Here is a 16372-nt window from a genome sequence, read left to right as displayed (position 1 = left end):
CTCGCCCTACCGTTGAACCTTGCTGCGAAGATGCGGAACGGCTGCGACCGCGATCAGGATGCCGCCCCAGATCGCCAGCGTCAGAAACGGGCTGAAATTGAGCAGGTTGAAGGCCGAGGAAATGACCTGCAGGATGACCAGCGACAGGATCAGTCCGCCGACCTTGCCAAATCCGCCGAACGGATTGACCCCGCCGAGCACCGCCGCAAGGATCGTGACGAGCAGATAGCTCTCGCCGTAGGCGGCGTTGGCGGAGTTGAAGCGCGCCATCATCACGACGGCCGCAGCCCCGGCAAGCAGGCTGGAAAGCACATAAAGCCTGAGAATGATCGCGCGTGTATCGACCCCGGAATAACGAGTAGCCTTCTCGTTCGAGCCGATCATGTACACTTTCGCGCCGAAGGGCGTCGCATTGAGCAGGATCGCTACGGGAACCGCGCAGAGCCCAAAGACGATCATTGCAAAGGGAACGCCGAATACCGTGCCGTTGCCGATGAAGACGATCGGATCCGGAAAGCCGGAAATGACATTTCCCCGCGTCAGCCCGATGGCAATGCCCTTGCAGAGCGTCATCGTTCCAAGCGTCGCCAGGATGGGCGAAACGCCGAGATAGGCAATGACATACCCGTTCACGAGGCCGATCAGCCCCGCGACGGCGAAGCCCGCCAAAATTGCCGCAACTTGCCAGCCGACCCAGGCGACGCCCTCGCTTCCCGGCACAAACCGCGTCAGGACAAAGGCAATCGTCAACCCTGTCAGGTTGGCGGTGGCGATGATCGACAGGTTAAGTCCGCCGGCGAGCAGCGCCAGCATCATGGCCAGCGAGAGAATGCCAAGCTCTGGCATCTGGAATGCCATAGATTGCAAGGTGTTGACCGAGAAGAAGCGCTCGCCGATCGCTAGTCCGAACACCGCGATGAGCGCGAGCAACAGCAGCGCCAGCGTGCCGATTGTCCCTCTTCCAAGCACGCTGCCAAGCACGCTGCCAAATACGCTGCCAAGGCGTTGTCCGAGTGATGCGCCCGATGCCGGCGTCATGCCCGCACCTTTCGCAGGCGCTGCTCACGCTGGGACCATGCCGTCACCGAGACCGAGACCAGAATGACAAGCCCGACAAAGAGCGACGACCAATACGAGGAAACACCGAGCAGGATCAATCCGTTCTGAAGGATCGCGAGCAGCGCGAGGCCGAGGAACGTGCCGAGGACCGTCCCCACCCCACCCATCAGGCTCGCACCGCCGAGCACGACGGCGGCGACGACATCGAGCTCCTTGCCGACCAGGACTGTTGGCGCCACAGATTGAGCCAGCTGCGCGTGCACCAGCGAGGCAACGCCCGCCATCACGCCCATATAGCAGTAGACCAGCATATTGAGCCCAAAAACGTGAAAGCCGAGCCGCTGCGCCGCATCCGGGTTGCCGCCGAGCGCGTAGATCTGCCGGCCGATATTGGTGCGGTTCAGCAAAAGCCATGTCAGGAGGAAGCAGAGGCCAAGCGCCAGGATTTGCAGGTTGACGCCGTAGGTCCTATCCTTCTCCCATTCGAATTCGAACCAGAATATCCCGGTCGAGAACCAGTCTGGCAGCGAATAGAGGTATTTTCCGCCTGTGAAGAAGATCAGCAACCCGTAGAATATGTTTAGCGTCGCCACGGAGACGATGATCGATGGGATACGCAACTGCTGTACGAAAACAGCGTTGATGGCACCAAGTGCGACACCGACGCAGATCGCCATCGTGAAGACGCTGACCCAGTTGCCGCCATAGGCGATGGCAACGCCAAGCGCCACGTATTGCGCAACAGACGCCGTCGCGGTGAACGATATGTCGATGCCCCCCGCGATCAGCACAACCAGCAGCCCAAGGGCCAGAATGCCGACAAAGGCGTAGGAGGTCAAAAGGTCGAACAGGTTCTGCATCGTCAGAAACTGCCGGTTCGCGAGACCAAGCCCGACACACAGCACAAGAGTCACTATCAGCAGCCAGAATTCGTGGCTGCGCCGGAAGCGGAGGAAAGCGGCGGCTGTCATGTCAGGCATTGACCGCACGCCGCAAGGCGTCCTCGGACGTCTGGCTCGCCGGCACATCCGTCGTCACGCGCCCCTGCCGCATCACGAGGACGCGGTGACTATGATACAGCACCTCGGGAATCTCGTCTGAAATCAACAGGATCGCAACGCCCTCGCGCGCCAGTCGCTGGATGATGTCGTAGATGCCATCCTTCGCGCCGATATCGACACCGACGGTCGGGCTGTCGAGGATCAGCACGCGCGGCTTCGTCGCCATCCACTTGGCGAGAACGACCCGTTGCTGGTTGCCGCCCGAGAGCGTCTTGACCGGATTTTCGGGGTCGGAGACCTTGATCCCAAGCTCTTGCACCCACTCGGCAACGTGGTTTCGTCTGACCTGCCCCGTGATCAGGCCGAGCGCGCCCACGAGACGGTCCAGCACGGTGAGCGTGGCGTTGGAGGTGATCGACTGATCAAGAACCAGTCCCAGGGTAAGGCGATCCTCCGAGACATAGGCAATGCCGTGGCGGATGGCGTCCGCGTTGGTCTTCAGCGAAATCTGGCGGTTGTCGAGCGCGATCGTCCCGCTATCGGGCGGATTCATGCCGAACAGCGAGAGCGCAAGCTCCGTTCGCCCCGAGCCGAGCAGACCCGTCAGACCAACGATCTCCCCGGCGCGCAAGGCGAGGTTCACGTCAGCATAGTCGCCCTCGCGTTCAAGGCCGGCAACCTCGAGCACGACCGGATTCTCCGATCCGTCGTGCGCGCGGATCTCATAGTCGAACGCCTTGCCGGTCATCAGATGACTGAGCTTGCGGTCATCCATCTCGGAGGCGGCGAAGGTGCCGACCTTCACGCCATCGCGCAGCACGGTGACGCGCTCGGCAATTTCAAGAACCTCGTCCAGACGATGGCTGACAAAGACGATGCAGATTCCGTCGCGTTTCAGTTCGCTGACGAGACGGATCAGCGCATCGACCTCATGCCGTGTCAGCGACGCCGTCGGCTCGTCCATGATCAGGAGCTTCGCATCCGCTGCCAGCGCGCGGCAGATCGCCACAAGCTGCCGCCCTGCGATGCTGAGGTCGGAAACCCGGCTTTCAGGGTCGAGCGCAACGCCAACCCTTGCCATCGTCCGCAGCGCCGCCGCACGCATCGCCGCCCAGTCGATGGAACGAAAGCCGCCAAGATGATGCCCGAAGGCAATGTTTTCGGCGACGCTCAGGTTCGGAAACAGCGACAGATCCTGATAGATGACCTGGATACCGCAATGGGTCGACTGCACCGGATTGAGTTTTGGGTAGTGTTGCCCCTCGATCGTGATGCGTCCGCCAGTTTCGGGGGGCTGCACGCCGGAAATGATCTTGATCAGAGTGGATTTGCCTGAACCATTCTCGCCCACAAGGCAGTGCACCTCGCCAGCGTTCAGCGACAGATCGACATCGCGAAGCGCATGAACGCCGCCGAAGCGCTTCGATATCCCGGACATGTCCAGAAATGGCGCCAATTGTTCGTCTCGAAATCGCAAGGTTGAACAGATGCCGATCCGGGATGACGCCATCCCGGGCGACAGTCACGATGCCTCCACCCTGGCAAGATGGACGTGACCGCGCCTGGGATCCGCCTCGAAATGCAGTCTGACCGGGCTCAGAGACCGCCGGCAATCAGCCCGTCGACGGTTTGCTTGTTGATGCGCATGATCTTGTCGACCTTGATCTGCTTTCCTGCGACATCCACGGAGGCCTTGCCTAGACCGGGCACTTCCACGCCGTCGACAATCTGCTTGCCGTCGAGCACCAGTTTGGCCACTGCGACCATCGCATAGCCGGCATCGGTCGGGTTCCAGAGGAAGCCTTCACGGATGATGTCATCGTTGATCAGCGCCTTGGCCTGGCTTGGCAGCACGGTGCCGACAATCGCGATCTTCTTGCCGAGCCGCTGCTGCCGGACCGCGTTGCCGGCGCCGATCGGCCCGTTCGAGCCGAAGCCGAGAATGCCGGCAAGGTTCGGATAGGCCTTGATGACATCGAGCGTCGTACGCTGGCTGGTGTCGATCTCGTCCGCGCCGGGGAAGCGGTCCGCGACAAGTTTCATGTCGGGGAAATTCTTTTTCTGAAATGCAATCGCCGCGTCCGCCCATTTGTTGTGCAGCGGCGTGGTCAGCGTGCCGACATAGACCACGTATTCGCCCTTGCCGCCCATATCCTTGGCAAGACGCTCCATCTGCACCTCACCAAAGCGCACGGAATCGATCAGTTCGACGTTCCAGTCGCGCCCTTCCTGTTCGGGCCCTTCATGCGTGATCACCTTGATACCGGCGGCCTGGGCGCGTTTGAGAACCGGTTCGCACACCTTCACATCCAGCGGCACGAGGCCGATGACCGCCACCTTCTTGGCGATCAGATCTTCGAGCAGCTTGACCTGCTGCGCCGGATCGACGTTGGCCGGGCCGACCATGGTCGCGTTGATGCCGAAATCCTTCGCACCCTTCTGAATCCCCTTCTCCAGCGCGTTGAACCAGGGAATGCCCGCGATCTTAACGACGGTGACCATCTCCTTCTGCGCCTGAGAAAAAGCCATCCCCGGGAAGCCGGCGCCAGCCAGCGCCGCCGTTCCGCCGATCAACTTGAGTGTTCTGCGTCTATCCATTGTTCCCTCCCAGGAGCCACATTGGGCAACGCTGCCATGTCCCGACCCCTTGTCGGCTGGCAGCGCTTCGGGTTCGCTTCCGTAAAGATCCCGAACAATCTAGCGCCCGAGATTGGAACCCTGAACGAGATTAGAGACCCATCTGGCAGTGGGTGTCAAGCGAGCGGCGCGTGCGCCTGAACGGCACCCGGAGCCGGCGCGACGCATCTTGCTGCGGATGCACGGCACGTCATTATGACGACAAAACAGATAGTTGACCGGGCATCACCGCTCAACTCGCGCGCGATCCAGTCTCCATCCGGACTTGACATTTGTTTTTTGAAAAAACCAGCTGTTGCGTTAACTGCGATGCGATTGTAAGGATTTGCTCGCCGCGCCGGTCGGGGGCCCGGCATCCCGTGTTGCGACCGCAGCAGAGCGTTTTTTCATGAGCCGTGCCCTTCTCCTGTATGGCCCCAGCGACGCGCGCGTCTCGCCATACAACCTGCGGGAAGGTCGTCCGGATGAAGTCCTGCTCGACGTTGCTGCAGTCGGGCTTTGCGGAAGCGACCTTCACTACTTCAAGGATGGAGGCATCGGCGCCGCCGTTATTGGAGACGGCTTTATCCCTGGCCATGAGTTCGGCGGCTTTCTGTGTGAGGATGTCGAGAGTCTTGGACTCAGCCGCGGCACGCTGGTCGCGGTCGATCCCAATCACGCGTGCGGCAACTGCGACTGGTGTCGCAAGGGACACGCCAACCTCTGCCCGCAGGTCGAGTTCATCGGCGCCCCCCCTTTTGACGGCGCCTTGACGGAGCGGATCTGGGTGCCGAGGTCACAGCTGGTGCCCCTGCCGGACGGTTTCGAGGCGATCGATGCCGTGATGCTGGAACCTCTGGGCGTGGCGATCCATGCAGTCGATCTTGCAAGGCCACAGTTCCTGGAGAACGTCGCCGTGCTCGGCTGCGGGCCGATCGGTCTGCTGATCATCCAGGTTCTCAAGATTGCCGGTGTGGGCGACATCCTCGCCGCCGACCCGCAGCCGCATCGCCGGGCGCTTGCCGAACGGCTTGGTGCGACCCGCGTTGGCGAACGCGTGGAGGATATCGTCGCATGGTCGCGCGGCGGCACGCCGCTTGTCGTCGAGGCCACCAACTCGCCCTTCGGGTTCCGCGACGCCGTGCGCAGCGCGCGTATCGGTGGCCGGATCGTCCTTGTTGGCATTCCCGACGGCGATTCCTACACGCTTCCGGCGGCCGAAGCGCGGCGGCGCGGGCTTTCCATCAAGTTCTCGCGCCGCATGGGCGAGGTCTATCCCCGCGCGATCGAGCTTGTTCGGCATCGGCGGATCGATGTCGCCTCGGTGGTGAGCCACCGGATCGGGCTTGATGACGTCCCGGGCGCATTCAAGGCTCTGGCCGAGAACGCGCCTGGCTATTCAAAGGTGCTGGTTTATCCAAACGGGCAAGCATAGGGCCCATGATCTCCAGGAGGAAATGATGAGAAAACTGCTACTTGGAACGATAAGCGCTCTCGTGATCGCGGTGGGAAGCGCCATGCTGGCCCCGGCTCCCGCACAGGCGCAATGGGCCATCGAAAAGGCTGCGGCCCCGTTCAAGGGCACCCAACTCAACGTGATCTTTCTTGACCGTCCCGGCTACCGCGCGGTGATCAAGCTCCTGCCGGAATTCGAGAAGAAGACCGGGATCAAGGTCAACTACGAGATTGTGCCCTACGAGAACACGCGCGAGAAGCAGGTTCTGAACTTCAATTCGAAGGGCGATCTCACCATGGCGCTGGTCGATCTCGTCTGGATCGGCGAGTTCGCCGAGAATGGCTGGATCGTGCCGATCGAGAAGTTCACCGCCGATGCCGCGATCACCGATCCGGGGCTCAACATGAAGGGGTTTTTTCCCCTGATCCTCGACGCTTTCGGGTCCTGGGGCGGCAAGACCTATGGCCTGCCGTTCGACAATTATTCCGGCCTGCTGTTCTACAACAAGTGCATGCTCAAGGATGCCGGGTTCGACAAGCCGCCGGCGACCTATGACGAACTTCTCAATGTCTATGGACCGAAGCTGACCAACCCTGCCAGGAAGCAATATGCCTACGCGCTCCAGTCGCTACGCGGGGAAACGCAGTCGGCGGACAGCTTCATGCGCATGCTCTGGCCCTTCGGCGGTTCGCTCCTCAACAAGGAGTTCAGATCGAACCTGCTCTCGAAGGAGAGCCAGGCGGGCCTCAAGTTCCGGCAGGACCTCATGAAGATCATGCCGCCGGGCGTCGTGTCCTATGACCATTCCGAGGCCGTGAACGCGCTGGCGCAGGGCCAGGTCGCGATGATCACGGAATGGAGCGCGTTTTATGGCACACTGACGGACCCGAAGACCTCCAAGCTCGGCGATTGCCTTGGCGTTGCCCAGGAACCGGCTGGTCCGGCCGGCCGACTGCCCGCGCTTGGCGGCTTCTCCCTGGCGGTGGCATCGCAGGCCACCGAGGCGCAGCAGAAGGCCTCCTGGATTTTCATCCAGTGGGCGACCTCGGAAGAAATCGCGCGTGCCTATGTCGAAGCCGGCGGTGTGTCCGGTCGCACCTCGATCTATGAACAGGCGGATATCAAGGCAAGATTCAAGTTCGTCGAGCCGATGGTTGCCGCATGGCAGAAGGGCGTGCCGGAATTCCGCCCGCGTTTCCCGGCCTGGCCAGCGATCTCGGAAATCGTTGCGGAATGGGGCTCGAAAATGATGCTCGGTGAGGTATCGACCGAGGAAGGCGCCAAGCAGATCGGCACGCGCATGGAGGATATCCTCAAGAAGGAAGGCTATTACGACGGCAAGAAGGCGCTGCGCCAGTAAGCTGTCTCACGGAACGCTGGTCGGCGCGCACTTTGCGGCGACCAGCGCTCGCCTCCCTGTTGGCGCCGGTCGGGACGCGCGCCCGGTCAAGCGCGGCCGTCCGGTTCGGGCGCGCCTGATCCAGTCCCTTTTGCGGAGGCAATCATGACCTCGCTCTACCAACGCGCCCTTGACGATCTTTCGGGCGTCTTTCGCCGCATCGACCAGGCCGCCGTCGACCAGGCGGTCACCGAGATCAGGCGTGCCAACCGCATCGCGCTGTATGGCGTGGGACGCGAAGGCCTTCAGATCAAGGGGCTTGCGATGCGCCTGTTCCATCTCGGCCTCAAGGTCGCGATGGTCGGCGACATGACGACTCCGCATCTTGGCAAGGGTGACCTGTTGATCGTTTCCGCAGGCCCGGGACATTTTTCAACGGTTGAAGCCCTGATGGGCGTCGCGAGGCGGGATGGAGCCCGCACACTCGTTGTCACCGCGCAGGGCGACGGTGTCTGCGCGCGCACGGCGGATGTCGTTCTGCCGATACCTGCCCAGACGATGGCCGATGATTCCGGCGCCGCAACCTCGGTGCTGCCGATGGGCTCGCTCTATGAAGGCGCGCAGTTCATTCTCTTCGAGATCATGATCCTGATGCTGCGCGAAGCCCTTGCCGTCACGCCGGAAGCGATGCGCGCCAACCATACGAATCTCGAATGAGCGCGATCGCGGACGACAGCCGAAAGGCGAAGCCGGCATGAGTGACAAAACGGTCCACGCCGGCACCGGGAAAAACGGGGCAAGGCCGCGCCACGATCCGGGGTATGGCCGCTTCACACCCTTGATGTTTCTGGCCCCGGCAGTGCTGGTGCTCTTCGCGATCGGCATTTATCCGACGATTTTTGCGCTTGTGACGTCGTTCCGGCGCTACAACATCACGCGTCGCGCGGATCTGCTCGATGGATATCCGTTCGTCGGCTTCGACAACTATCTGAAGGTCATGACGGACCAGACCTTCTGGGACAGTCTGGCCCTGACCGGGCGCTTCTACCTCACTGTGCTGCCTGTTCAGATCCTGCTTGGGCTCCTCATGGCCCTGATGCTGCACCGCCCCGGCTGGGGCTTGCTGCGGTCGCTCGCCCGAGTTACGCTCGTCGTGCCGCTGGCGACGACCTATGCGGTGGTCGGCCTGATTGGCCGTCTGATCTTCAACCGGGATTTCGGCGTGGCCAACCAGATCATGGGCTGGCTCGGCATCGCCTCCTCGGATTGGCTTGGCAATCCCGCTGGCGCGTTCATGGCAATCGCGCTCATGGATATCTGGCAGTGGACTCCATTTGTTGCGCTGATTTTCCTGGCCGGGCTGTCGATGGTGCCGGTCGAGATCGAGGAGGCGGCGCGACTCGAAACCAAGAGCCACTGGTCACTGCTGCGCCATGTTCAACTGCCCTATATCCTACCGGGCCTGACAGCGGTTCTGATCCTGCGCTCTGCCGATATCCTCAAGCTGTTCGACATGGTGTTTGTGATGACGCGAGGCGGGCCAGGTTCGGCGACCGACCTTGTCTCTATCTATGTGCAACGTGTCGGCTTCAAGGTATTCGATCTCGGGCTTGCCTCGGCCCAGGCGATCATACTGCTGGTTCTGACGATTATCCTCAGTCGGATCTACATCCGCGTTTTCTACCGGGAGATTGCCTGATGCAACGGCTCTCAACCGCGAGGATCGCGCATGCTGTCGGCCTGATCCTGGTCATCCTGTTCGCCCTGTTCCCGTTCTATTGGATGGTGACATCGAGTCTGAAGAACCAGACCGACCTTCTGGCCTCCCCGCCGGTCTGGAGCTTCGTTCCGACACTTGCCAATTACCAGGAAATATTCGCGGACCGGAGTGTTACCAACGCGGTGATCAATTCGCTGATCGTCGCCTCGGCAACCACGATCCTGTCGGTGCTGCTTGGCACGCCGGCGGCCTTCGCGCTCGCGCGCTACGAGTTTCGCGGCAAGGCCGAGTTGTGGTTCTGGTTCATCTCGAACCGCATGATCAGTCCGATCGTGCTGGCTTTGCCGGTCTATTTGCTCGCGCGCCAACTCGGCCTTCTCAACACGCATGCCGTGCTGGTTCTGATCTACCTCACCTTCAACCTGCCCATCGTTGTCTGGATCTGCACCGACCAGTTCCGGTCGATCCCGTCCGAACTTGAACAATCCGCCCGGCTGGAGGGCGCGAGCCAGTTTGATATCTTCTGGCGCATCTATCTGCCGCTCGGCGTGCCCGGCGTGGCCGTCTCGGCCATTTTCGCCTTCATCTTCTCTTGGAACGAACTGCTCTATGCGCTTGTGCTCATCACCAGCCAGGGGCTGAAAACCGCGCCGGTCGTCGCGACCAACTTCATGTCGGGCTACGAACTTCCATGGGGGAAGATCATGGCCACCAGCACGGTGATCGTGCTGCCGGTAACGATTTTTGCGCTCCTCGTCAGCCGGCACATGGTGCGCGGCCTGACGATGGGCGCAACGAAGTAGAGGCGGCAAGGAGGCCGGCCGATGTCCACCCCCTTCGGTGTCAACCTTTCGTTCTGCGTCAAGCGCTGGGTAACGCCCGACCTGTGGGCCCCACTGGTTCGTAACGAACTGGGGCTGAACCTCGTTCAGTTTTCCTTCGATCTCGTCGACCCAACCTGGCCGGATGACCTGCTCAGGGAGCTTGGCGCCGACATCCGCCGACAATGCGAGGACCATGGCATCTCGATCCACAGCGCCTTCATCGGGCTCGCGCACTACACGTTCAATCAGTTGTTGCACCCAGATCGGCGGGTGCGTGACCTGGCCGAGGGCTGGCTCGGGCGGGCCTATGCCTTCGCCGGCATGGCAGGCATCCGCCGGGTCGGTGGCCCGCTTGGTGCTGTCGCCTCACGGCTCGATGGCAGCGAGCCGGACGCGATTCCGGAGGCCGACTATCACGACATTGTGGCACGCATGCTCAGGCTCGCGAGCGTGGCGAAGCGCGAGGGCATAGAAGAACTGTACGTCGAACCGACGCCTATGCGTCGCGAATGGCCGTGGACCGTTGCACAGGCCCTCACCATGCGCGCCGATGTCGAATGCTCGGAAGTGCCCTGGAAGTTCTGCCTCGACTGGGGCCACGCGACGTTCGAGCCACTCTATGGCCGCTACCGCGCCGGGATGGAGGAATGGTTCGCGGCGCTTGGGCAGTCTGTCGGCGTCATTCACCTTCAACAGACCGACTTCCGCTATGATCGGCATTGGGATTTTACCGAGAGCGGGCTGGTGGACCCGTTTGAAGCGGCGGCATGTCAGCGGCGGGCGGGGCTTGCGGACTGCCCGGTTTTCCTTGAAGTCTTCTACCCGTTCGAGCGCAGCGATGCGTCCGTGCTTGCCGCGATGCGGCAGAGCATGGCATTCGCCAAACCCGCGTTCACGTGAGGAAAGCCGTGGACGCCTCCCCTCCGCTGCAGCCGCCGCCGATGCACCACCTGACGAGCGGCCTCGACTGGCAGGAAGCCCAGGTGCAGGCGCGCGCCGCCTGGTACTATTTTCTCGGCGGCCTGACGCAGCAGGAAATTGCCGATCGGCTGGGCATGACGCGGGTCAAGGTCAACAAGATCGTCGGACAGGCGCGTGCCGACGGGCTTGTGCGCATCGACATCAGCATCCCCTTCGCCAGTTGCGTCGCGCTCGAGGAGCGCCTGAAGGCGCGCTACGCGCTCGACGAGGTGTCGGTCGTGCCGAACACGCCCGATCTTGATGTGCAGCAGCAAGTCATCGGGGAAGCGGCCGGCGTGATGCTCGATCGCCTGCTGAAGGACGGCATCGGGCTCAGCGTCGGCTGGGGTCGCACCCTGCGGGCGGCGGCGAGCCGGCTTCCACAACGCCGCTATGCGAACAGCTGGGTGACCGCCCTGATGGGCGGGCTGACGCGGGGATCAGGAACGAACACGTTCGAGGTCGCAACAGGCTTTGCCGGCAAGCTCGGGGCTGAATGCTATTATCTTGCCGCGCCGATCTACTGCCCGTCGGTGGAAAACCACTCGACCCTGCTCACCCATTACGGCCTTGCCGAAGTGATGCGACGCGCCCGGCAGGGCGATATCGCGATGGTGGCCTGTGGCGACCTGACGTCGCGTTCCCTGCTCGCCTCGACGCATATCGTCAGCGAAAACATCGACGAATTGCGCAAGGCCGGGGCGATCGGCGATCTTCTGGGGACTTTCCTGGATGAATTCGGTCGCCCGGTCGATCATCCGCTCAATGGGCGCGTGATGGCACTGACACCGGACGAACTTCGGGCCTACCCCATCTCCATCCTCGCCTCCGGCGGTCTGCCAAAACTGAAGATCATCGGCGCCATCCTGCACGCGCGCTATGTACGGCGCCTTGTGACCGATGAAGGCGTTGCGGAGGCTCTGCTGTCATGAACCGTCCTCACGGCAGTCTACATCCGGAGTCGTTCCTGCTTGCCATCGATGTCGGCACGCTTTCGGCACGAGCCGGGCTGTTCCGGCCCGATGGCGAATTCCTGGCCGCGCGCAGTGCTGCCTTCGACCTGCTGCAACCTGCGGAACATCACGCGGTTTACAGGATGGATGAGATATGGGCTGCGGTCTGCTCTGCAGTACGCGCCGTGGTCGCTGCCGTCCCCGGGGCCGCGGCGGGCGTCGCGGGGCTTGCCATCGACGCCGCATCCTCCATGGTTCTGGTGGCGGAGGGCGATCCACCACTGGAGGAGCGCTGCGACGTCATCTGCTGGATGGATCACCGGGCGGAAGCAGAAGCCAAACTGATTGATGCAACTGCGGACCGCTATCTCGGTTTCGTTGGCGGGACCGTCTCGCCCGAAATGTTCCTGCCCAAGCTGCTCTGGATGAAGCGGCATCGGCCGGCCGACTGGCGGCGGGTCCGCGCGGTGCGGGCGCTTTCGGACGAGATCGCGTTCCGCGCCACCGGGATCGATCTGGCCTCCGTGTGCAGCCTGGCCTGCAAGTTCCCTTATCTCCCGGGTGATGCCGAGCCCTGGCGGCATCCATTGCTGGACCAGCTTGGCATGTCCGATCTGCTGGAACGGGGCACGCTCGCCGGACAGCCGGGCCGTGTCGGTCATCGCCACGGGTCCCTTTCGCCCGTTGCAGCGCATGGCTTCGGCTTGTCGCCGGGCGTCCCCGTCGCGGTCGGCCTGATCGACGCGGAAGCCGGCGCGCTTGGCGTTCTGGGCCGCGATTTCGCCCCGAAGATGAACCGGATCCTGGCTCTGATTGGCGGCACGTCGACCTGCTACATGAGCTGGGCTGAAGACATGCGGCCGATTTCCGGCATCTGGGGGCCGTTCAAGGATGCGGTGTTCCCCGGGTTCTGGATGCACGAGGCCGGGCAAAGCTTTTCAGGCGCCGCGCTTGATGCGGTTCTCGATCACCACCCCGCCTCGCCCGGAAGGGCCTCAGCCGAGCATCACACCGCGACGATCGCCGAGATCATGACGTTGCTTGATCAGGAAGGCCCGAGCTTCGCCGCGAAACGGCATCTTGTCCCCGACTGGCTGGGTAACCGTGCACCTCTTGGAGACGGGAATGCCCGCGCCATCATGACCGGGATCGGCGTCGATTCCGGGCGGCGCGCCTTCCTTGAGGAATACTACGCGACGGCGCGGGCGCTCGCGCTCCAGAGCAGGCATATCATCGAGCATCTCAATGCGCATGGCTACGCTATCGATCGCGTCAGCCTGTCGGGTGGCCATACGCGCAATCCGCTGCTGGTCCGCCTTTATCGGGATGCCCTCGGGGCCGGTCTTGTGACAACGAAAACCAACGAGCCGGTTCTGCTTGGCACCGCCATGGTTGCCGCTGTCGGGGCCGGGCTACAGCCGGATCTCTTCGCCGCGCTGGATGCGATGTCGGCGCCGCAAAGGGCGCATGCGGCCGATCCGCGATGGGCAAGGGCTCATGATGCAGCCTATGCCACCTATCTGAAGCTCTTCGCGATCCGTAATGAAATCGAGGCGCAATCCACGTCTCTGGCCGCCGAACCTTCAGCGGCAGGGGTCTACTGACGATGTCCTTTCTCAAACTCGATTCCGTGATCAAGCGCTTTGGCAATATCCCGGTTGTTCATGGCGTCAGCCTTACGGCGGAAAAAGGCGAATTCATCGTCTTTGTAGGCCCGTCCGGCTGCGGAAAATCGACGCTTCTGCGCATGATCGCCGGGCTGGAGGACGTGACCGACGGGGATATCCTGCTCGACGGAAGCGTGGTGACGCATGTCGCGCCGGCGGATCGGCAGGTCTCGATGGTCTTCCAGTCCTATGCGCTCTATCCGCATATGAGCGTGTTCGACAATATCGGCTTTGGCCTGAAAATGGCGAAAATGCCAAGGGCCGAGATCAGGACGCGCGTCGCCGAGGCGGCCCGCATCCTGCAGATCGAACCGCTGATGGAACGAAAGCCGCGCCAGCTCTCCGGCGGCCAGCGGCAGCGCGTGGCAATCGGCCGGGCAATTGTCCGCCATCCAAAACTGTTCCTGTTCGATGAGCCGCTCTCGAACCTCGATGCGGAATTGCGCACACAGATGCGCGTGGAGATAGCCCGCCTGCACCGCGATCTTGGTGTCACTATGGTCTATGTGACGCATGATCAGGTCGAGGCGATGACGCTCGCCGACCGGATCGTGGTGCTGCGCGCCGGGCTCGTCGAGCAGATCGGCACGCCGACCGACCTCTATGACAGGCCTGCGAACGTGTTCGTGGCCGGTTTCATCGGCTCGCCGAAGATGAATTTCCTGACGGTGCGGGCAAAAGGCGTGACAGCCGATGCTGTGGAGCTTAGCCACCCTGCCTTCATCGGCGGCGCCATGACGGTTGCCCGCACGCTCGACCGCAGGATCGAACCTGGCTCACAACTGACGCTTGGGCTGAGGCCGGACAATCTCGATATCGGCGGCCCGTCGCCGCTCCTCGCGCTCGTGGCCGAGTTCTCCGAAAACCTCGGTGGCGCGGTCCAGATCTATGCGAGCGGCGTGGAGACGCCGACGATGACGATCCTCGTCAACGGCCGGCCGGATGTGGCGCGCGGGGATGCGCTCAAGGTCGGGCTCGGTTCCGGCAAGCCATACCTCTTCGACATGGATGGACTGGCGCTCTGACATGACGAACTATCTCGGCATCGATATCGGCACGTCTTCGGTCAAGGCCGTGCTATTGGACGAGCGACAGCGGCTGATCGCCGAAGGCAGCGCGGCGCTCGACGTGCAGCGCCCGGCACCGCGCTTTTCCGAACAGGATCCAGAGAGCTGGTGGCAGAGCGCGCTCGCGGCGATTGCCGATATCCGCGCTGCCGCGCCGGCAGCATGGTTGGGGCTGGCGGGCATCGGGCTCTCAGGCCAGCAGCATGGCGCGACCCTGCTGGATGCGGGGGGGAAGGTCCTCCGGCCCTGCATTCTCTGGAATGATGGGCGCGCGGCACCCCAATGCGCTGAATTGCTGCGCCGCCTGCCCGATTTTTCGGCCCGCGCCTCGAACATTCCCATGCCGGGCTTTACCGCGCCAAAACTGCTGTGGGTGGCCGAGCACGAACCGGAGATCTTTGCCCAAACGCGCATGGTGCTGTTGCCGAAGGATTATGTCCGGTTTCGACTGTCAGGAGATTATGTCTCCGAGATGTCGGATTCCTCGGGCACGCTCTGGCTCGACATCCCCGCGCGCCACTGGGACGATACCCTCCTGGCGGCCTGTGACCTTTCGACCCGGCACATGCCGGGACTGGTCGAAGGCTCGGAGGTGTCCGCGTATGTTTCGCCCGACGTCGCGGCCAGCCTCGGTCTTGCCGGGCGGCGCATCCCGATTGCCGGCGGCGGCGGCGACAATGCCTGCTCCGCCGTCGGCATCGGCGCGATCGGAGGGGGTGACGGGTTCTTGTCGCTCGGAACTTCGGGTGTCGTGTTCGGCGCCACGAACGCGCCTGTCGCCCTGCCGGAGCGGACACTGCACGGGTTCTGCCATGCCCTTCCCGGACGCTGGCACGGCATGGCTGTGGTCTTGACGGCGGCATCGGCGCTCGGCTGGATCGCGTCTATTGTCGGCGCCGGCGGCGACATCGCCGGGCTGTTGCGCCGGGTCGAGGCCTTCGCCGCCGTTCCCGGACAGGCCGAGCGCGCGCCGGTCTTCCTGCCATATCTTACGGGCGAACGAACCCCGCACAATGATCCGCTCGCTACGGCACAGTTTGCCGGCCTGACGATCAGGCATGACGCTGCGGCGCTGGCCTATGCCGTGATCGAGGGCGTCGCCTTCGCGCTGGCAGACTGCCTCGACGTGCTGGTTGAAGCGAATGCAGCGCCATTGAACTGCATGCTCGTCGGCGGCGGCGCACGCAGTCATTTCTGGGCCGGGTTGATCGCCGACGCGACCGGGTGCGCCTTTGGCATTCCGGAAGGCGCCGAACTTGGCGCCGCCTTCGGCGCGGCGCGGCTCGGCATGCTGGCCGCCGGTGCAGGGTCCGAGGCAGAGATCTGCGCAAAGCCGGCCATTCGCCACCAGATCATGCCGGACCAATCCGGCAGGCCATATCTGGAGGCGCGACGCACGCGCATGCAAGCGCTCTATTCAGGCGGAGGCAAAAGGCGACGCATCTAAAGGATATTGTTTTTGAAAAAACAACGCGTCGATCCCGATCGCATACACAACAATATTGTCGATACAAAATACCGACGCTGCAAACAAAGGTCGACAGGAAAAATGGGATTTCTTGCTGTCCGCTCTCATGAGAGCATTCCCACACCCAAGGATGGCTCCAGACCTGCCGTCCTTCATCCGTCGCCATCCCATTGTTCGTCTTCGACGCGAAGGGATGGATGTGAATGCCGGGGTGCCCGGCATCACGTTTTGCTGTAAAAAGA

At 62.7% G+C, this 16372-nt stretch carries 14 protein-coding genes; 10 read left to right on the top strand and 4 right to left on the bottom strand.

The features are described from left to right. Positions 1-6: 6 nt before the first annotated feature. From HEQ16_06705 to HEQ16_06690, 4 genes are all read right to left on the bottom strand, one after another. Positions 7-1038, bottom strand: coding sequence for an ABC transporter permease (locus tag HEQ16_06705; GenBank protein MCO4053731.1), 1032 nt, complete (start codon positions 1036-1038; stop codon positions 7-9). After that, positions 1035-2039, bottom strand: coding sequence for an ABC transporter permease (locus HEQ16_06700; protein ID MCO4053730.1), 1005 nt, complete (start codon positions 2037-2039; stop codon positions 1035-1037). The genes HEQ16_06705 and HEQ16_06700 overlap by 4 nt, the downstream gene beginning before the upstream one ends. Continuing rightward, positions 2032-3516: a sugar ABC transporter ATP-binding protein gene (locus HEQ16_06695; protein MCO4053729.1), complete on the bottom strand. Its 1485-nt coding sequence runs from the start codon at positions 3514-3516 to the stop codon at positions 2032-2034. The genes HEQ16_06700 and HEQ16_06695 overlap by 8 nt, the downstream gene beginning before the upstream one ends. Positions 3517-3656: 140 nt before the next feature. Further along, positions 3657-4658 (bottom strand): autoinducer 2 ABC transporter substrate-binding protein, encoded by a 1002-nt coding sequence (locus tag HEQ16_06690; GenBank protein ID MCO4053728.1) that lies wholly within the window; start codon positions 4656-4658, stop codon positions 3657-3659. 427 nt (positions 4659-5085) lie between these two features. Here HEQ16_06690 and HEQ16_06685 point away from each other — a divergent pair, with 427 nt between their 5' ends. From HEQ16_06685 to xylB, 10 genes are all read left to right on the top strand, one after another. After that, positions 5086-6111, top strand: a complete 1026-nt coding sequence (locus HEQ16_06685) for an alcohol dehydrogenase catalytic domain-containing protein (protein MCO4053727.1) — start codon at positions 5086-5088, stop codon at positions 6109-6111. Positions 6112-6136: 25 nt separating this feature from the next. Next, complete coding sequence (locus tag HEQ16_06680) at positions 6137-7492, top strand: sugar ABC transporter substrate-binding protein (GenBank protein MCO4053726.1); 1356 nt, start codon at positions 6137-6139, stop codon at positions 7490-7492. Between the two features lie 144 nt (positions 7493-7636). After that, positions 7637-8188, top strand: coding sequence for an SIS domain-containing protein (locus tag HEQ16_06675; GenBank protein ID MCO4053725.1), 552 nt, complete (start codon positions 7637-7639; stop codon positions 8186-8188). A 37-nt stretch (positions 8189-8225) separates the two neighbouring features. Next, the gene (locus HEQ16_06670; GenBank protein MCO4053724.1) at positions 8226-9170 is read left to right on the top strand and encodes a sugar ABC transporter permease; all 945 of its coding nucleotides are present in this window, start codon (positions 8226-8228) and stop codon (positions 9168-9170) included. Continuing rightward, positions 9170-9994, top strand: a complete 825-nt coding sequence (locus tag HEQ16_06665; protein MCO4053723.1) for a carbohydrate ABC transporter permease — start codon at positions 9170-9172, stop codon at positions 9992-9994. The genes HEQ16_06670 and HEQ16_06665 overlap by 1 nt, the downstream gene beginning before the upstream one ends. 21 nt (positions 9995-10015) lie before the next feature. Beyond that, positions 10016-10915 (top strand): TIM barrel protein, encoded by a 900-nt coding sequence (locus tag HEQ16_06660; protein MCO4053722.1) that lies wholly within the window; start codon positions 10016-10018, stop codon positions 10913-10915. Between the two features lie 41 nt (positions 10916-10956). Further along, on the top strand, positions 10957-11907 hold the full coding sequence (locus HEQ16_06655; protein MCO4053721.1) for a helix-turn-helix domain-containing protein: 951 nt from the start codon (positions 10957-10959) through the stop codon (positions 11905-11907). Further along, positions 11904-13532, top strand: a complete 1629-nt coding sequence (locus HEQ16_06650) for a ribulokinase (GenBank protein ID MCO4053720.1) — start codon at positions 11904-11906, stop codon at positions 13530-13532. The genes HEQ16_06655 and HEQ16_06650 overlap by 4 nt, the downstream gene beginning before the upstream one ends. A gap of 2 nt (positions 13533-13534) precedes the next feature. Further along, a complete protein-coding gene (gene ugpC, locus HEQ16_06645) occupies positions 13535-14620 on the top strand; it encodes a sn-glycerol-3-phosphate ABC transporter ATP-binding protein UgpC (protein MCO4053719.1) in 1086 nt (361 codons plus the stop codon). 1 nt (position 14621) lies between these two features. Further along, positions 14622-16109: a xylulokinase gene (gene xylB / locus HEQ16_06640; protein MCO4053718.1), complete on the top strand. Its 1488-nt coding sequence runs from the start codon at positions 14622-14624 to the stop codon at positions 16107-16109. Positions 16110-16372 lie beyond the last annotated feature (263 nt).

Source organism: Bosea sp. (in: a-proteobacteria) (genome assembly GCA_023910605.1).
Classification (GTDB): Bacteria; Pseudomonadota; Alphaproteobacteria; order Rhizobiales; family Beijerinckiaceae; genus Allobosea.
This window is presented reverse-complemented; position numbering and strand designations above follow the sequence as displayed.